Origin of the sequence: Bradyrhizobium sp. CSA207 (assembly GCF_029051685.1) — a bacterium.
In the GTDB taxonomy this organism is placed as follows: domain Bacteria; phylum Pseudomonadota; class Alphaproteobacteria; order Rhizobiales; family Xanthobacteraceae; genus Bradyrhizobium.
Map to the genome: position 1 here is coordinate 36,002 of NZ_JAACFT010000019.1, position 16,222 is coordinate 52,223.

15 protein-coding genes are annotated in these 16,222 nt (G+C 63.5%); 7 read left to right on the forward strand and 8 right to left on the reverse strand.

Annotation, left to right across the window (positions count from 1 at the left end; translation table 11 throughout):
* Positions 1–137 precede the first annotated feature (137 nt).
* Positions 138–413, reverse strand: a complete 276-nt coding sequence (locus GWG65_RS21840; protein WP_275197640.1) for a hypothetical protein — start codon at positions 411–413, stop codon at positions 138–140.
* 102 nt (positions 414–515) lie between these two features.
* The gene (locus GWG65_RS21845; RefSeq protein WP_275197641.1) at positions 516–668 is read right to left on the reverse strand and encodes a hypothetical protein; all 153 of its coding nucleotides are present in this window, start codon (positions 666–668) and stop codon (positions 516–518) included.
* Between GWG65_RS21845 and phaC the strand changes: the two genes are divergently transcribed.
* Positions 667–2,475 (forward strand): class I poly(R)-hydroxyalkanoic acid synthase, encoded by a 1,809-nt coding sequence (gene phaC, locus GWG65_RS21850; protein ID WP_275197642.1) that lies wholly within the window; start codon positions 667–669, stop codon positions 2,473–2,475. The two genes, GWG65_RS21845 and phaC, sit on opposite strands and share 2 nt — an antisense overlap.
* A 66-nt stretch (positions 2,476–2,541) precedes the next feature.
* A complete protein-coding gene (locus GWG65_RS21855) occupies positions 2,542–2,940 on the forward strand; it encodes an MAPEG family protein (protein ID WP_275197643.1) in 399 nt (132 codons plus the stop codon).
* Between the two features lie 156 nt (positions 2,941–3,096).
* On the opposite strand, the gene argC is transcribed toward GWG65_RS21855, so the two are convergent.
* Positions 3,097–4,080 (reverse strand): N-acetyl-gamma-glutamyl-phosphate reductase, encoded by a 984-nt coding sequence (gene argC, locus GWG65_RS21860; RefSeq protein ID WP_275197644.1) that lies wholly within the window; start codon positions 4,078–4,080, stop codon positions 3,097–3,099.
* Positions 4,077–4,745: an FMN-binding negative transcriptional regulator gene (locus tag GWG65_RS21865; protein WP_275197645.1), complete on the reverse strand. Its 669-nt coding sequence runs from the start codon at positions 4,743–4,745 to the stop codon at positions 4,077–4,079. Before GWG65_RS21865 ends, argC begins: the two co-directional genes overlap by 4 nt.
* A gap of 366 nt (positions 4,746–5,111) precedes the next feature.
* On the opposite strand from GWG65_RS21865, the gene GWG65_RS21870 reads away from it, so the two are divergent.
* Entirely contained in the window at positions 5,112–6,107 is a 996-nt protein-coding gene (locus tag GWG65_RS21870; RefSeq protein ID WP_275197646.1) for an MBL fold metallo-hydrolase, read from the forward strand.
* 64 nt (positions 6,108–6,171) lie between these two features.
* Here GWG65_RS21870 and GWG65_RS21875 read toward each other — a convergent pair whose 3' ends face one another.
* A complete protein-coding gene (locus GWG65_RS21875) occupies positions 6,172–6,702 on the reverse strand; it encodes a DedA family protein (RefSeq protein WP_275197647.1) in 531 nt (176 codons plus the stop codon).
* Positions 6,703–6,975: 273 nt separating this feature from the next.
* On the opposite strand from GWG65_RS21875, the gene parE reads away from it, so the two are divergent.
* The 4 genes from parE to GWG65_RS21895 all read left to right on the forward strand — a co-directional run bounded on the left by parE (position 6,976) and on the right by GWG65_RS21895 (position 11,606).
* Entirely contained in the window at positions 6,976–9,021 is a 2,046-nt protein-coding gene (gene parE, locus GWG65_RS21880) for a DNA topoisomerase IV subunit B (protein ID WP_275197648.1), read from the forward strand.
* 442 nt (positions 9,022–9,463) lie between these two features.
* Complete coding sequence (locus GWG65_RS21885) at positions 9,464–10,315, forward strand: porin family protein (protein ID WP_275197649.1); 852 nt, start codon at positions 9,464–9,466, stop codon at positions 10,313–10,315.
* Positions 10,316–10,627: 312 nt separating this feature from the next.
* Positions 10,628–10,813, forward strand: coding sequence for a hypothetical protein (locus tag GWG65_RS21890; RefSeq protein ID WP_007609848.1), 186 nt, complete (start codon positions 10,628–10,630; stop codon positions 10,811–10,813).
* A gap of 22 nt (positions 10,814–10,835) precedes the next feature.
* Positions 10,836–11,606: a glucose 1-dehydrogenase gene (locus GWG65_RS21895; RefSeq protein WP_275197650.1), complete on the forward strand. Its 771-nt coding sequence runs from the start codon at positions 10,836–10,838 to the stop codon at positions 11,604–11,606.
* Between the two features lie 105 nt (positions 11,607–11,711).
* On the opposite strand, the gene GWG65_RS21900 is transcribed toward GWG65_RS21895, so the two are convergent.
* The 3 genes from GWG65_RS21900 to GWG65_RS21910 all read right to left on the reverse strand — a co-directional run bounded on the left by GWG65_RS21900 (position 11,712) and on the right by GWG65_RS21910 (position 15,644).
* Positions 11,712–12,485 carry an outer membrane beta-barrel protein gene (locus tag GWG65_RS21900; protein ID WP_275197651.1) on the reverse strand — a complete coding sequence of 258 codons (774 nt, stop codon included), beginning with the start codon at positions 12,483–12,485 and terminating at the stop codon, positions 11,712–11,714.
* A 162-nt stretch (positions 12,486–12,647) separates the two neighbouring features.
* On the reverse strand, positions 12,648–13,919 hold the full coding sequence (locus tag GWG65_RS21905; RefSeq protein ID WP_275197652.1) for an FAD-dependent oxidoreductase: 1,272 nt from the start codon (positions 13,917–13,919) through the stop codon (positions 12,648–12,650).
* A 210-nt stretch (positions 13,920–14,129) separates the two neighbouring features.
* A complete protein-coding gene (locus GWG65_RS21910; protein WP_275197653.1) occupies positions 14,130–15,644 on the reverse strand; it encodes a caspase family protein in 1,515 nt (504 codons plus the stop codon).
* Positions 15,645–16,222: the final 578 nt, after the last annotated feature.

Below are 16,222 nucleotides of genomic sequence, written 5' to 3' on the forward strand. Positions count from 1 at the left end.
AGCCATTTTCGGCGACAAGGGCTGAACTCCTTCGCCCCAACTCTCGGCTGAACTCAGGCCTTTTTAGCACGGTGTGGCGGGGGCGCCAGCGATTACCTTGCAGCGCCCCAACTGGCGTCTTTACCTGGCGCCTTCGTTTACTTGGCGTCCTTGGCGGCGGTGGCCTGGCGGTCGCGCGCCGCCGCAAGCTCGGCCTCGATCTTGGCGCGCTGATCCGGCGGGATGACTGCTTGATCACGGTCCGGCGGCAGATCGTGCACCGGCAAATAGGAGCCGGGCTCCTTGGGGTGCGCCTGCGCATCGGCAGGCGTAAGGTCGGCAAGCTGACTCGAACAGCCGCCCAGCGCCACCGCCGCGATCAGCAGTGCGCAGCAGGCAAGCCGCGTCTTTTGCAGGTCCCTCAACGCCAACACTTGGGAAATCCCCACCTCGTCCCAACGCAAGGCTGCCGGACCTTAACCCAACAACCCGTCCAAGCTCAAACCATTGTGCCCAAAAATGGTGCGAGCGAGAAATCATCCGGCGTCCATCAACCCGGTCGGTGCGGCTTGATTGTGACGGAACCAAGAAACTTTGTCGCAGTGCAGCACATCTTCGAGAGTGTTTAACGCCAAACGTGCGAGCTTCGCGGTGACGAATACGGAATGAATCGTTACTGTTCTGCTCATGAGTACCGCCACCACCGACACGCCCAAGTCAGAGACGAAGTTCAATGCGGAAGCCTTCGCGATGAATGTTGCGCGGGCGATGGAGAGCGGAGGCAAGGCGCTCGCCGCTTACCTGAAGCCGCGCGAGAGCGGCGAGGTGCAGGATCGCCCGCCGGCCGAGCTCACCGAGGTCATCAAGACCTTCACGTCGGTCGCCGAATACTGGCTGTCGGACAGTACGCGCTCGTCCGATCTCCAGACCAAGCTCGCCAAGGACTATCTCGACCTCTGGGGTTCGGCGGCGCGGCGCATGGCCGGCGAGGACGCTCCGCCCGCGATCGCGCCCTCGCCGCGCGACAAGCGCTTCGCCGATCCGGAATGGAAGTCGAACCAGTTCTTCGATTTCGTGATGCAGCTCTATCTGCTCACGACCAAATGGGCGCAGGAGCTGGTCCGCGACGCCGAGGGGCTCGATCCAAAGACCCGCCGCAAGGCGGAGTTCTACATCCAGCAGGTCACCAACGCGCTGTCGCCGTCGAATTTCGTTCTGACCAATCCGGAAGTGCTGCGCGAGACGGTCGCAACGTCCGGCGACAATCTCGCGCGCGGCCTGAAGATGCTTGCCGAGGATATCGCTGCCGGCAAGGGCATGCTGAAGATCCGCCAGTCCGATCCGGACAACCTCGTCGTCGGCGTCAACATGGCGACGACGCCCGGCAAGGTGATCTACCAGAACGAGATGATGCAGCTGATCCAGTATGCGCCGACGACGGAGAAGGTGCTACGCACGCCGCTGCTGATCGTGCCGCCGTGGATCAACAAGTTCTATATCCTCGATCTCAAGCCGGAAAAATCCTACATCAAGTGGTGCGTCGACCAGGGCATCACCGTGTTCGTGATCTCATGGGTCAATCCCGACAAGGGGCTCGGCAGCAAAAGCTGGGAAGACTACATGAAGGAAGGCGTGCTCACGGCGATGGACGTCATCGAGCGCGCGACCGGTGAGTTGAAGGTGCACACCGCCGGCTATTGCGTCGGCGGCACGATGCTCGCGACCACGCTGGCCTGGCTCGCCGAGAAGCGCCGCCAGCGCGTCAGCTCCGCGACGTTCTTTGCCGCACAAGTGGACTTCACCCATGCCGGCGACCTTCTCGTCTTCGTCGACGAGGATCAGATCGCAGCCCTCGAGCAGGACATGAAGGCGGCCGGCGTGCTCGAAGGCTCCAAGATGGCGATGGCCTTCAACATGCTGCGCTCCAACGACCTGATCTGGTCCTACGTCGTCAGTAATTACCTCAAGGGCCAGCAGCCGAGCGCGTTCGACCTGCTACACTGGAATTCGGACGCAACGCGCATGACCGCGTCGAACCATTCCTATTACCTGCGCAACTGCTATCTGGAGAACCGGCTGTCCACCGGCACGATGGTGCTCGACAACACCCTGCTCGATCTCTCCAAAGTCATGGTGCCCGTCTACAATCTCGCCACCCGCGAAGACCACATCGCGCCGGCCGAGTCGGTGCTTTATGGCTCGCAGTTCTTCGGCGGTCCGGTGAAATATGTGCTGTCCGGCTCGGGCCACATCGCCGGCGTGGTCAATCCGCCCGCGTCGAACAAATACCAGTACTGGACCAACGACAACGTCAAGGACGTCACCGTTGCCGAGTGGATGAAAGGCGCCGTCGAGCACAAGGGTTCATGGTGGCCGGACTGGCGCGAATGGCTCGGCGGAATCGATCCGGAGGAAGTCCCGGCACGCAGCGTCGGCAGCGAGGCGCTGCCCCCGATCGAGGACGCCCCCGGCAGCTATGTCAGGGTTCGCGCATAGCGGAATCTTCCGCAGCTTCGTATAAGCTCCACTCTTGCGACGGCGATTAAACGAGGGGACCGGGTTATGACGCGTGAATTGTTCTGGCTGACACTGACTGTGATCCTGACCGGAATCCTTTGGATTCCCTACACCATCAACCGCTACCAGGTCCGAGGTCTCAGTGGCGCGTTGGCCAATCCCTCGCGCGGCGACAAGCCCCAGGCGGACTGGGCGAACCGCCTGATGTTCGCGCATGACAACGCGGTGGAGAACCTCGTGCTGTTCGCGCCGCTGGTACTGATCCTGAATGCGATCGACTATTCCACGAAATGGACTGTGCTCGCCTGCGCGGTTTACTTCTGGTCACGCCTCGCGCATCTGATCGTCTATGCGCTGGGGATCCCGGTTTTCCGCACCCTGGCCTTCACCGTCGGCTTCCTGGCGCAAGCCGTGCTGGCGCTGGCGATTTTCAAGGTGTTTTGACGCTTCTTCTTCCCCTGGCCATCGCGAGGAGTTCGCGACAAAATTGCGTAGCAATTTTGCGCTGAAGCGACGAAGAAATCCAGACCGCTTCTGCGCGGAACATTTCTGGATTGCTTCGCTTCGCTCGCAATGACGGAAAATGAAGGAGCGGCTCGGCTACTCCTCCGGCAATCCCAGCATCAGCCGCATGTTCTGCACGGCCGCTCCGGAAGCACCCTTGCCGAGATTGTCGAGCCGGGCCACCAGCACCGCCTGGTGATATTTGTCGCTGGCGAAGACGTAGAGCTCGAGCTGATTGGTCTCGTTCAGCGCCTCCGGCTCGAGCCGGCCGCCCTTGGTCGCCTCGTTTTGAAGCGGCATCACCGAGACGTATTTCGAGCCGGAGTAGCGTTTTGCCAGCGCGGCCTGCAGGTCCAAACCACTGGGCTTGCCGGGCAGCGTGTCCAGCTGGAGCGGCACGGAGACCAGCATGCCCTGCCGGTAGTTGCCGACGGAGGGAATGAAGATCGGCCGCCGCGTCAGGTTCGAATAAAGCTGCATCTCCGGCAGATGCTTGTGCTCGAAGCCGAGGCCGTAGAGCTCGAAGGACGGCGCGCTGCCGTCTTCAAAGCTCGCGATCATCGACTTGCCGCCGCCGGAATAGCCGCTCACCGCATTGACCGTGACGGGATAGTCCTGCGGCAGCAGGCCGGCATCGACGATCGGCCGCAGCAGCGCGATCGCGCCGGTCGGATAGCAGCCGGGATTGGAGACCTTTTTCGCCGCCTTGATCTTGCCGGCCTGGTCCGGCGTCAACTCCGGAAAGCCGTAGGCCCAATCCGGTGCGACCCGGTACGCGGTCGAGGCGTCCAGCACCTTCGGGCCCGACGGCCCCATGCTGTCGATGAGCGCGACCGTTTCCTTGGCAGCGTCATCCGGCAGGCAGAGGATGACGAGATCCACCTCCTCCATCAGCGCCTTCTTGGCCGCGGGGTCCTTGCGCTTGTCGTCGGCAATCGTCTTCACCGCGACGTCACCCTGGAGCTTGAGCCGCTCGTTGATGCCGAGGCCGGTGGTGCCGGAGCCGCCATCGACGAAGACAGTGGCGGGCTTGGTGTTAGCGCCCCTGGTCGGTGCTTGCTTGGTATCAGTGAGGCTCATGGCACGCTCCTTTCGAGCTTGTTGCTTTCGTCCGCGAAGGCTTCCGGCCTCACGTCCTGCATCAGTTGCGCGATCTCCCTGGCGTCGGCATGGGCTTGTGCACCGAGCGCATTGGCGATCGCCGTATAGTCGGCGTCGGATTTATGCTGGTTGAGCTTGAAGCTGCCTTCGACCTCTTCAACCGTCATGACCAGACCCACGATCGCCTTCTTCATTGCTTCCAGCCGGCCGGCCGTCATCTTCGCCGACGTCCACGGCTTCTTCGGCGGCAGCCAGGTCTCGAACTTGTCGCTGAGCACCTCGATCTGCACCGACAGCTCGTCGTCCGACAACAGCCTGACCGGTCCGCTCAGGTGGACCGACTGGTAGAGCCAGGTCGGCACCTGATCCGGCGAGACGTACCAATCGGGCGATACATAGGCATCGGGACCGTTGACCGCGAGCAGCCAGGCGGTCGCGCCGTCCGCAAGCTTTAGCAGCGGATTGTGACGGGCAAGATGAAAGGCGGCGTGCGGCGTGCCGTCAGCGGCATAAGCCAGGTAGAACGGAAGCGGCGAGGCGACCGGCTTGTGGCCATCGAAGGCGCACATGGTGCCGAAGCCGCGCTCATTGGCGAATTTCAGGCTCGCGGCGCGGTCCTGCTTGAAAAAGGGTGGTGTGTACATCGTGGTCTCCTGCTGGGCCTCCTCGGGGGACCGCCGGATCAGATCGCGCTGACAGGAGAGAGAATGCCGCGGATCGGATCCAGCGGCAAAGACGATGATCTCAAACGCGATCGACCGCCCAAACCGCTAAGCTGCGGCGGCGGCGACGGGCGAACAGGATGGTCGCGGCGTTGATCATGACGCGCGGCTATACGGCCGGCGGGTTCCGGGGTCAAGTCCAAACCAATCGGGCGTGACGGCAGGATGCCGCACCCGATGTCATCAGGTTGCAGAGGAATTTCCACTAGCAATGGGGGTTTCGGAAAAAGGCCGACGCGCCACAGCCCGCCGGCCCGTGCCTCTCGCAACCCAGCCCAGGACATCGCCATGACCGAGATCACCCGTCGCGCAACGCTAGCCGGCGCCGCCGCCTCCGCGCTCCTGCCTTTCGTGAAGACGTCGTCCGCGAACGCCGCAGCACCTCCGGCCGCCGCACAGAATGCGAGCTTCTACCGCTACAATGTCGGCACCCACCAGGTCACGGTGGTCTGCGATGGCGTCACCACGGTCAACCTGCCCGACAATTACGCAGCCGGTGCCAGCAAGGACGACATCAACAAGATCTTCGCCGAGAACCATCTGCCGACCGATAAGGTCACGCACACCTTCAATCCTGTTGTCGTCAACACCGGGCCCAAGCTGGTCGTCATCGACACCGGTCTCGGCGCCGACCAGTTCGCGCAGACCAAGGGCAAGGTCGGCCAGTTCCACAACAATCTCGCAGCCGCCGGCATCGACCGCGCGGCCGTCGACACCGTCATCATCTCCCATTTTCACGGCGATCACATCAACGGCCTGCTCTCTGCCGAGAACAAGCCCGCCTTCCCCAACGCCGAGATCATGGTGCCGGCGGTGGAATGGAAGTTCTGGATGGACGACGGCGAGATGAGCAAGGGGATTGGCAATCCCATTCTCGAGAGCAACTTCAAGAACATCCGCCGTGTGTTCGACGCGCTCGGCCGCAAGGTCACGCAATACGAGTCCGGCAAGGAGGTCGCGCCCGGCATCACCTCGGTGGCGAGCCCCGGCCATACGCCGGGCCACAACTCCTTCGTCGTCGCCTCCGGCTCGGAGAAGGTGCTGGTGCAGGTGGATATCACCGCTGGCGCGGCGTTCCTCTTCGTCAAGCATCCCGAGTGGAACATCGCCTCCGACGTCGACAAGCCGCTGGCGCAGGAGACCCGGCGCAAGCTCTACGACATGGCAATCGCCGAGAAGATGCCGATCCAGGCCTTCCACGCCGCCTTCCCCGGTCTCGTCCGCGTCGAAAAGGACGGCTCGGGCTATCGCTGGATCCCGTCGATCTGGAATGCCTCGCTTTAGGCGTCGTTTTACGCCCTGACCGGGTGGCCTTGTTACGCCCTGACCGGGTGGCCTTGCCGCCCGGTCAGATCAGGCGCCATATCCATTCCATCAGCTTGGCGATCACGTCGCCGAACAGCAAGAGCGCCGCCGACCAGACCAGGGCCGAGACGAAATTCGCCGCTTGAAAGCTCCAATAGGGCATCTCGAAGATGCCGGCGGCGAGCGGCACCGAGGCGCGCAAGGGCCCGAAGAAGCGACCGATGAAGATGCTGGGCACGCCCCAGCTTCGCACGAAGGCCTCGCCCTTTGGCAGGAGTTCCGGATAGCGCGACAGCGGCCACATCTGCGCGACCTTCTCCTTGTAGCGGTAACCGAACCAATAGGAGACCCAGTCACCGAGCGCTGCGCCGATGCCGCCGGCAATCCAGACCGGATAGAAGCTGATGCCGCTGGCTCCGATCAGGGCGCCAATCGCCACCAGCGCACCCCAGGCCGGGATCAGCAGCGAGATGAAGGCCAGCGACTCCCCGAAGGCGAGCAGGAACACGATCGGAGCTGCCCAGGCCTGGTGAGCGCGCACGAAGTCGGCCAGTGCGTGCGCATACTGCTCCATTCCAGAATAGCCTTCCCGCCCCGACAGGACCCAGATAATGAAAATGACTGGTAAGCCAAGGACTTGTGTGACATCAAGTCACAAAGGCCCTGTGAGCGTGGACCCGGACGTCAAATTGCCGGGAACTGGAGGGCCTGCGGCGTAAAATCGCCGGGATTGGCTTACAACCACCTCGGCCGGCCCGCCCCGCGGTGACCTTTTCGAGCCAGAAGTGGCATAGTCACGCCAACCGATTCGCCGTCTGCGCGATCCCTCAAAACGCATCAAGATTATATGTCCAAGCAATTGAAAACCAAAGCAAAAGACGACCTGTTCGGCGGCAACGAGCCGAAACCCCGCGCGCCCGCCAAGGCGGCCGCGCGCGCTGGCGGCGCCGAAGCCGACTACACCGCGGCCGACATCGAGGTGCTGGAGGGCTTGGAACCGGTCCGGCGCCGGCCTGGCATGTATATCGGCGGCACTGACGAGAAGGCGTTGCATCACCTCTTTGCGGAAGTCATCGACAACTCGATGGACGAGGCGCTCGCCGGGCACGCGACCTTCATCGAGGTCGACTTAAGCGCCGACGGTTTTCTGACTGTCACCGACAACGGCCGCGGCATCCCCGTCGATCCGCATCCAAAATTTCCGAAGAAGTCGGCGCTCGAAGTCATCATGTGCACGCTGCATTCGGGCGGCAAGTTCGATTCAAAGGTCTACGAGACCTCGGGCGGCCTGCACGGCGTCGGCATCTCCGTGGTCAACGCCCTCTCCTCGCGCCTCGAGGTCGAGGTCGCGCGCAGCCAGAAACTCTACCGCATGAATTTCGAGCGCGGCCATCCCAAGGGCAAGCTCGAGGATCTCGGCAAGATCAACAACCGCCGCGGCACGCGCGTGCGCTTCAAGCCGGACACCGACATCTTCGGCGCCAAGGCCGCGTTCAAGCCGCAGCGCTTGTTCAAGATGACGCGGTCCAAGGCCTACCTGTTCGGCGGCGTCGAGATCCGCTGGAATTGCGCGCCCGAGCTCTTGAAGGGCATCGACGACGTGCCGCCGGAGGCAACGTTCCACTTCCCCGGCGGCCTCAAGGATTATCTCGGCGCAGCGATCCACGCTGACACGCTGGTGCATCCCGACATCTTCTCCGGCAAGTCGGGGCGTAACGGCGCGCATGGCGCCTGCGAGTGGGCGGTTGCCTGGACCGCGGATGCCGATGGCTTTCTCTCGTCCTACACCAACACGGTGCCGACGCCGGACGGCGGCACGCATGAATCGGGCCTGCGCAGCGCGCTGCTGCGCGGCCTGAAGGATCATGCCGAGCGCGCCGGCCAAGGCAAGCGCGCGGCCTCCATCACGTCGGAGGACGTGATGGTCGGCGCGGCCGTGATGCTCTCGGTGTTCGTGCGCGAGCCGGAATTCCAGGGCCAGACCAAGGATCGTCTCGCCACCGCCGAAGCCCAGCGCATCGTCGAACAGGCGATGAAGGATCCGTTCGACCATTGGCTCTCGGGCAACCCGAACCAGGCCAACAGGCTGCTCGACTTCGTGATCGATCGCGCCGAGGAGCGGCTGCGCCGCCGCCAGGAAAAGGAGACCGCGCGCAAAACCGCCGGCAAGAAGCTGCGCCTGCCGGGCAAGCTCGCGGACTGCACCGATGCCGGCACCGAAGGCTCCGAGCTCTTCATCGTCGAGGGCGACTCGGCCGGCGGCAGCGCCAAGCAGGCGCGCGACCGCAAGACCCAGGCCGTGCTGCCGCTGCGGGGCAAGATCCTCAACGTCGCCTCTGCCGGCAAGGACAAGCTGACGGCGAACGCCCAGCTCTCGGATCTCGTGCAGGCGATCGGCTGCGGCACGCTTGCGCATTATCGCGAAGAGGATCTGCGCTATCAGCGCATCATCATCATGACCGACGCCGACGTCGACGGCGCCCACATCGCTTCGCTCCTCATCACCTTCTTCTACCGGCAGATGCCGCGGCTGATCGACGAGGGGCACCTCTTCCTGGCGGTGCCACCGCTCTACAAGCTGACCAATGGCACGAAATCGGTCTACGCCCGCGACGACGCGCATAAGGAGGCGCTGATCAAGAGCGCATTCAACGCCAACGCCAAGGTCGAGGTGAACCGCTTCAAAGGCCTCGGCGAAATGATGCCGGCGCAGCTCAAGGAGACCACCATGGATCCGGCCAAACGGACCATGCTGAAGGTGGTGCTGCTCGCCGACGACCGCGACACCACGGCGGATTCGGTGGAGCGCCTGATGGGCACCAGGGCTGAAGCGCGCTTCGCGTTCATCTCGGACAAGGCCGAGTTTGCGAGCGATGAGCTGCTCGACGTCTGACGCTGCGATCATCCTTCAAAAGCCCCGGCTCAAGTCCGGGGCTTTTTCGTTTGCGGCTGCGATGCCGCCTTTTCCTGACGATTTACGCCGGGCAATCGAACCGGCTGTCCTTCCAGGCAGATCGCGCGCAACGAGCGACTCGGCCAACGACTCACGGGCGCCAAGGCCGAGGCAGGATTGCCTCCATTTCGAACAAAGCCGTCTTCCTGACGAGAAGCTACCGGAGATTGAAACCAAGCGCTCCACGCAACATACTGAAATCATGTTGGTTTTCTCGACTCTGGCGACAGCGGCACGAATCCCTTCCGGCAGGCGTTTTCCGGCGACTGTGCCTGCCGGGCAACAGCATTCCGGCGGGAAACGTCTATAGTCAGGGCATCAGATGAAACGAACTTCAGTGCGCTCGCGCCTGCCGGACAGACCAAGGGTTGGGGATTTTAACATGAAGAAGATTTTGCTCGCTCTGACCGCGGTTGCGGCAATGACCGGTTCGGCCTCGGCGGCCGACCTTGGGGCCCGCCCCTACGTGAAGGCCCCGATGCCGGCGCCCGTCGCGAACTGGACCGGCTTCTACATCTTCGGCGGCGGCGGCGGCGGCTTGTGGAATGCCGACAGCAACGTGAACAGCACTGGTGTTGTGACCGCACCCTTCGGCGGCTTTGGTCCCGCTGGCACCTCTCTCACCCGCGATCAGCGCCTGGGCGGCAGCGGCTGGTTCGGAACGGTCGGTATCGGCTATGACTGGCAGATCAACCCCACTTGGGTCATCGGCGCTTTCGCCGACGGCCAGTTCGGTGACATCCGCGGCTCGCTCAGCGACACCGCCTTGGGTACGGAAGGTCGCGAAAAGCTTCGCACCAGCTACGCCGCCGGTGCGCGGGTGGGCTATTTGGTTGCCCCCAATGTCCTCTCCTACGTGAATGCCGGTTACTCCGGTTCGGAGTGGTCCGGCACCACGCAAACCTTCCTTGCCGGACCGGCGTTTGCTCCCACCGGTGCGCAAACCACCACAGGTTCTTTCCGTCGTGATGGCTGGTTCATTGGCGGCGGCGTCGAGAACAACCTGAGCATTTTCGGCATCTCCGCGCCAGGCTGGTTCATGAAGACCGAATACCGCTCGACCTTCTACAACCGTATTTCGCTGCCGACGACTTTCGCTACAGGTAATCTCTTTGGCGGCGCCGCCGGCACTCTTACGGGCGAAGCGATCACCTTCAAGCCCTGGACCCAGACCATCAGCACCTCGCTGGTCTACCGCTTCAACTGGGCTGGCCCGGTGGTCGCGAAGTATTGATCTGATCCCGATATCGACGTCAAAGCCCCGGCATCGTCCGGGGCTTTTTCGTTGTGGGGCCCTCAACGGCTGACGCTCGTCTTCGTCGCTCCGAATGCGCTTGCGGGCTACCCTTCGATCATTGCTCGATTGGCGTGAAGATCGCCGCACCCCGGCCACCACGGCCCTGCGCGCGGACCATGCGCCTCCCTGCCGCCCTGCATCCGTAGCCATTGTATCCGAGCTGAAGCCGGCTAGTCTGGCCCCAAGCTTTCGCGGCTGTGGCGTTTCACGCCGCGCGCCACGACAGAAGCGGACCAATGGGAGGAATGCATGCGCAGATTTCTGCTGATCGCAGGCTTGTTTGCTCTCGCCGTCGGGCTGCTCTGGATCGGACAGGGCACGGGCACCGTTGCGTGGCCACGATCGAGCTTCATGGTCAACCAGCTGCAGTGGGCGGGCTATGGCGCAGCCATGGCCGGCTTCGGGCTGGTGCTAATCTGGCAGAGCAACCAATAGAAGAAACGAGGGAATAGAAAGCATGACATCCAGCCGGTTCGATCTCCGCGGCAAGGTCGCGGTCGTAACGGGAGGCAATGGCGGCATCGGGCTCGGCATGGCCCACGGCCTCGCCGACGCCGGCGCCGACCTCGCCGTGGTCGGGCGCAACGAAGCGAAGTCCGCAGCCGCCGTGGCAGATCTCAAGCAGCGCGGTGTGAAGGCGATCGCCGTGACCACCGACGTGACCGACAAGGCCGCCGTCGCCGCGATGGTCGATCGCGTCGTCAAGGATCTCGGCCGCATCGACATCCTCATCAACAATGCCGGCATGAGCATCCGCAAGCCGCCGCACGAGCTCGAGCTCGACGAGTGGAACAAGGTGATCGAAACCAACCTCACCAGCGCCTTCCTGTGCTCGAAGGCGGCCTATCCCGCGCTGAAGGCATCCGGCAACGGCAAGGTGATCAATATCGGCTCGATGATGTCGATCTTCGGCGCGAGCTTCGCGACCGCCTATGCGGCGAGCAAGGGCGGCATCGTGCAGTACACGCGCGCCTGCGCCAACGCCTGGGCGCCGGACAACATCCAGGTCAATGCCATCCTGCCCGGCTGGATCGACACCGATCTCACCCGCGGCGCGCGGCAACAGGTCTCGGGGCTGCATGAGCGTGTGCTGGCGCGCACGCCCGCAGGGCGCTGGGGCGACATCGACGACTTCGCGGGCATCGCGGTGTTCCTCGCCTCGCCGGCATCGGTCTTCGTGACCGGCACTGCAATTCCCGTCGACGGCGGATTCTCGGTGATGGCCTGAGACGCCCTCGCGCTGCACGCAAAAAAGAAGCCCCGGACCAAGCCGGGGCTTTTGAATTGGTGGTGGTGATTTTCTTTTTAGATGATCGATCGTTCGTTGACGTGCTCAGTAGCGCCCGATGACCGGCGCGTCGAACTTGTAGCTGGCGCGCACGACGGCCCACTGGATGTCGCGCGGCTTGGCATCGAAGGAGTAGTTGGCCGTGGCGCCGCCGAGCTGATAGGTCTGGCTGCCGAAGGCCGCGTAGTTGTATTCGAGGCCGACGATCCAGTTGCGGGTGATGCCGTATTCCCAGCCGGCGCCGACGGTCCAACCGTTGGCCCAGTGGGTCTGACCGCCCGAGCCCGTCGTCGGGTTCGCAACGTTGTCGATCACCGACAGACGATTGTTCACGCCGGCGTAGCCGCCCTTGATGTAGAACAGGTTGTTCTGCACGGCAAAGCCTGCACGGCCGACGACCGTCGCCAGCACGTTGGCACGCCAGGTGAAGATGTCGTCGGCGGCTCCGAAGGCCGTGTTCACGACGGTACCCTTGTTGTCGAGGCCGGAGATCGTGCCTTCCATGCCGAACACGTAATTGTTGGCCTGCCAGTTATAGCCGATCTGGGCGCCGCCCATGATGCCGGCGCCGCGCTGACGATAGCCCTGCCCGGGCAGCAGGTCGCCGAAGCCCCCGCCGTTGCCATTGTTGATGAACTGCTCGTTGGTCCAGGCGCCGCCGATGTGGCCGCCGACATAGAAGCCGGTCCAGTTGAACAGCGGCTCGATATAGGCCGGCGCCTTGGTGTAGGGCCGCGCGCCGAGATCGGCAGCGGAAGCAGCGCCGGTCGAAACCAGAGCGGTCGTGCAGGCGAAGGCAGCAATCAACTTGGAACGCATCGTACACCCCTTGTCCTCGATGGGTGCACGCTCACAGACAGTTCTTACTCAAATTTGAATCAAGAAAGTTAAGACGCCGGATTCGCGAAAAGAGTGCCGTGAATCCGTCTGCGCTGTTGCCCGAACGCAACGCGCAAAGCGCGATTTAACGCGGCGTTATCCCTACCCAATTCCTGCGCGCGACGATGACGGCGCAGCTCTCGAATGCACGTGCTCGGGCCGCACGCCGAGCGCGAGCAGGCGCGCCGGAATGCCCTGGAGCCACGGCAGCGCGGTGATCAGGCGCACGATCAGCGGCACCTTCAGCGGCCGATCGCCCGGCTGCAAGGCGCCGCTGATGATGTTGTTCTGCACGACGACCTGCATCCACTGTGTCATCTTCACCGGAAACTCGCGGCGGCGGCGCACCGCATCGAGCTCATTCTCGGACGGACAACGCTGCTGCATCTTGTCCGCCAGCAGGTTTGCGGTCGCGACCGCATCCTGCACGGCAAGATTGACGCCGACGCCGCCGACCGGCGACATCGCATGCGCGGCATCGCCGATGCAGAGCAGACCCGGCCGCGTCCAGCGCGTCAGGCGGTTGATCGCGACGGTGAGAAGCTTGATGTCGTCAAAACTGTTCACGTCGGCAATGCCGTTCTTGAGGATCGGCGCCATACGCACGACATCGTCGAGCAGCGTCTGCAATCCCCTCGCCTTCACCGCATCGTATTGCCCCTTGGCGATGACATAGGCGCACTGCCAGTAATCGCCGCGGTCGAAGCTGATCATCATCTTGCCGCGCTCGACACCGGCGAACACGTTTTCCGTCTCGCCCGCGTTGCGGCCGGCGCGGAACCACAGCACGTCCATCGGCGCACCGATCTCCTCGACCTCGAGGCCCGCGCGCTCGCGCACGATCGAATGCCGGCCGTCGCAGGCGATGGTGAGATCGGCTTCGATGTCGATGTCGCCGTCCGCCGTCTTTGCGCGCACGCCGGCGATGCTCTCGCCGCGGCGGATCAGATCGACGGCCTCCGTGTTCATCATCACCTTCAACGAAGCGAAGCGCTGGCCGGCCTCGCGCAGGAAATTCAGAAAGTCCCATTGCGGCATGAAGGCGATGAACGGGTACTTCGTGCGGAGCTGGCGGAGATCGGCGATGCGCACCGGCGTGCCGCCGAACAGGCCGTCCATCGTCTGCAAGCGCTGATGCGGCAGCTTCAGGAAGCCGTCGATCAGGCCGAGCTCATCCATGACCTGAAGGGTCGAAGGATGCACGGTGTCACCGCGAAAGTCGCGGAAGAAGTCCGCATGCTTCTCCAGCACCACGACATCGATGCCGGCGCGCCCCAGGAGATAACCGAGCATCATCCCGGCGGGTCCGCCGCCGACAATGCAACACCGGACTTTGAGGGAGGTCGCAGGCTGTCGTTCCAGCGTTGTGTTCATATTCCGGCTCTCACTGGCAACGTCGATTCCCTGCGAGAATTGTAGCTGCAGCCGACGAGGCGCATAGGCCCAATTTGATCCACCGGCCGTCGTGCCCCGCGCAGGCGGGGCATCCAGTACGCCGCGCCCCAACGTTTTTATCGCGATAAGTCTCGGATTACTGGATCGCCCGGTCAAGCCGGGCAATGACGGTCGGGGACGTGGTGCCGCTTAATTGTTGCTGCGGTTCGCGGTGCGGAAACTCTTGATCTCCGACACGCTGCCGTCGCGATAGGTCAGCTCCACCGAGATGAACTGCGTTGCCGGTGCAAGCTTCATGTAGAGCGGCATTCCCGCGCTGATCGCACTGGGGTCGCGCATGTCGCAACCCGGCATCTTCAGCACCTGGTTGGGAACGGCGGTATCGATGCCGATGCGCACTTCGCGGATGGCGCAGCGATACGATACCAGGTGCGTGTAGTAGACCAGCAGCCCGTTGAACTCGCGGAACGACAGCCAGCTCGTCGCGGTCATGTCGAGGATCTTGCGCTGGTCGCGGACCAGCGCGGCCTCGGGATCGAACTTGATCGGGAACGGGCCCTGCATGTCGCCGGATTGATCGACATAGCGAATCTCGATCGTGCCGGCCGCAGCGTCCGGCGGCAGTTCGATCGACGGGTTCGGCATCCGCTTGCGCGTCCGTGGATCGAGCGTATCGATGAAGCCGGTCTCGCGGAAATCACCATTGCCCGCCATGCGCCAGGAAATTCCAAGCGTTGGGTCGGCGAAGGAGAACACCACACTCCAGCCGCCATTGTGGCGCGAGAAGCTCGCGATCGGCGCATTGGTGGTCTCCTCCTTCGGCACGCGCGGCACCGAGACCGGTGGCAGCGCCGCGACCTTCTGCGGCGGCGGATCGGCCGGGCGTGCCGCAGCGTCCTTCGCGATGCCGCTGAGGAAGACGTCGTCGACCATCTGGTCGAAATAGACCGGCACCTGCCTGTGCTTGACCGTGTCGGCCATCTCGCTGACGAGACGACGGGTGCGCTGTGCCACCTGCACCAGGTTCTCGCCGGGCTGCAACAGCTCCTTGGCGAAGGTGCGCGTGAAGACCGAATTGGGATCGGCGTCGTCATTGGAGAGGCGATCGAGCGCGGTCTGGCGGGGACCGGCCGAGAACACCGAGAACACGCCTTCGGGCAGCTGCACCATCGGCGCAAGCCCGCCGCCGCCGGCTACCGCGCGGGTGCCCCTGCGCTCGAACGGGTTGTTGCGGCAGGCGTCGAACACCAGGATCGAGGTCCGTGCCTTCTTGTTCTGGAGCCGCTCGACGATACGGTCGGCCAACACGGACGCATCGCGCACCAGCTCTTCCTGGCCTTCGGTCGCTGCCGGCACGTCGGTCGGCAGCAGATAGTTTTGTCCGGCGATCTCGAAGCCGTGGCCGGCATAGAAGAAGAAAGCGGTATCACCGGGCTCGATTGCCTTGTCGAAGGCGAGCAGCGCTTCGGAGAATTGCTGACGGTTCTGATTCTCCGCGACCATCACCGAGAAGCCGAGCTGCTTCAGCGTGTCGCCCATCGTGCGGGCATCGTTGACGGCCTTGAGCAGCTTTGGAACATTCTTGTAGTCGTTGTTGCCGACGACAAGCGCGACGCGCTTTTCGGCATAGGCGGGAGCCGCGAAACCGCTCAGGCCCGCCGCGAGGCCAAGGGCCGCCAGAATTCCGAAAAGCCGGCGCGTCATCGAAAAAATCCCATTGCAGAGCGGCCTCCTTGCCGGCGCCCTCGAACTCATTGGCAAGCTTCGGCCGCTGTTGTCATAGTCGGTCCAGACATAGTAGCGGTTCAACCGGCCGTGGCGGCGGGCGAATCCCGAAGATCCGCGTAAGCGGCCTGTCCTCGCACGACAAGCGCATTGGCGAGCGCGCACCCAAGATATTTAACGACCACGCCCTGGCGCCCCTGCTCGGTGCCTGCTTTCCGCGCTCGGTGAGGCCGCGAGCATCGCCTACGGCATGGCCCCCGGCGATTTCCGGGCCCAGGCGGCCGAAGCGGATTAGCGGCGCCCCGGGCCCGGCGGTCGGCCAGCCAGAAAAGCCAAGCCGAACCCATTATTTGAGCAAAAACCTCAGGGCTTTTCGGGCCTTCCCGCGGTTGCTCCATTGACTTTGGCCGATTCCCGCCTATGTTCCGGGACGACGCGGCTCAGATCGAAGAGCGATTCCTGAGCCTGGCGCTTTGTTCGCGTGAGTCAGCACCCCCAGCTTCTTTGAGAGCGCGCCGTTTTGGGGTGGAACGCGACAGCCTTATTACCCTCGATTC

What these genes read in the sequence shown, in the direction of transcription:
- phaC (WP_275197642.1), top strand. Translation starts at nt 667, where the DNA reads ATGAGTACCGCCACCACCGACACGCCCAAGTCAGAGACGAAGTTCAAT.
- GWG65_RS21845 (WP_275197641.1), bottom strand. Translation starts at nt 668, where the DNA reads ATGAGCAGAACAGTAACGATTCATTCCGTATTCGTCACCGCGAAGCTC.
- GWG65_RS21855 (WP_275197643.1), top strand. Translation starts at nt 2,542, where the DNA reads ATGACGCGTGAATTGTTCTGGCTGACACTGACTGTGATCCTGACCGGA.
- argC (WP_275197644.1), bottom strand. Translation starts at nt 4,080, where the DNA reads ATGAGCCTCACTGATACCAAGCAAGCACCGACCAGGGGCGCTAACACC.
- GWG65_RS21865 (WP_275197645.1), bottom strand. Translation starts at nt 4,745, where the DNA reads ATGTACACACCACCCTTTTTCAAGCAGGACCGCGCCGCGAGCCTGAAA.
- GWG65_RS21870 (WP_275197646.1), top strand. Translation starts at nt 5,112, where the DNA reads ATGACCGAGATCACCCGTCGCGCAACGCTAGCCGGCGCCGCCGCCTCC.
- GWG65_RS21875 (WP_275197647.1), bottom strand. Translation starts at nt 6,702, where the DNA reads ATGGAGCAGTATGCGCACGCACTGGCCGACTTCGTGCGCGCTCACCAG.
- parE (WP_275197648.1), top strand. Translation starts at nt 6,976, where the DNA reads ATGTCCAAGCAATTGAAAACCAAAGCAAAAGACGACCTGTTCGGCGGC.
- GWG65_RS21885 (WP_275197649.1), top strand. Translation starts at nt 9,464, where the DNA reads ATGAAGAAGATTTTGCTCGCTCTGACCGCGGTTGCGGCAATGACCGGT.
- GWG65_RS21890 (WP_007609848.1), top strand. Translation starts at nt 10,628, where the DNA reads ATGCGCAGATTTCTGCTGATCGCAGGCTTGTTTGCTCTCGCCGTCGGG.
- GWG65_RS21895 (WP_275197650.1), top strand. Translation starts at nt 10,836, where the DNA reads ATGACATCCAGCCGGTTCGATCTCCGCGGCAAGGTCGCGGTCGTAACG.
- GWG65_RS21900 (WP_275197651.1), bottom strand. Translation starts at nt 12,485, where the DNA reads ATGCGTTCCAAGTTGATTGCTGCCTTCGCCTGCACGACCGCTCTGGTT.
- GWG65_RS21905 (WP_275197652.1), bottom strand. Translation starts at nt 13,919, where the DNA reads ATGAACACAACGCTGGAACGACAGCCTGCGACCTCCCTCAAAGTCCGG.
- GWG65_RS21910 (WP_275197653.1), bottom strand. Translation starts at nt 15,644, where the DNA reads ATGACGCGCCGGCTTTTCGGAATTCTGGCGGCCCTTGGCCTCGCGGCG.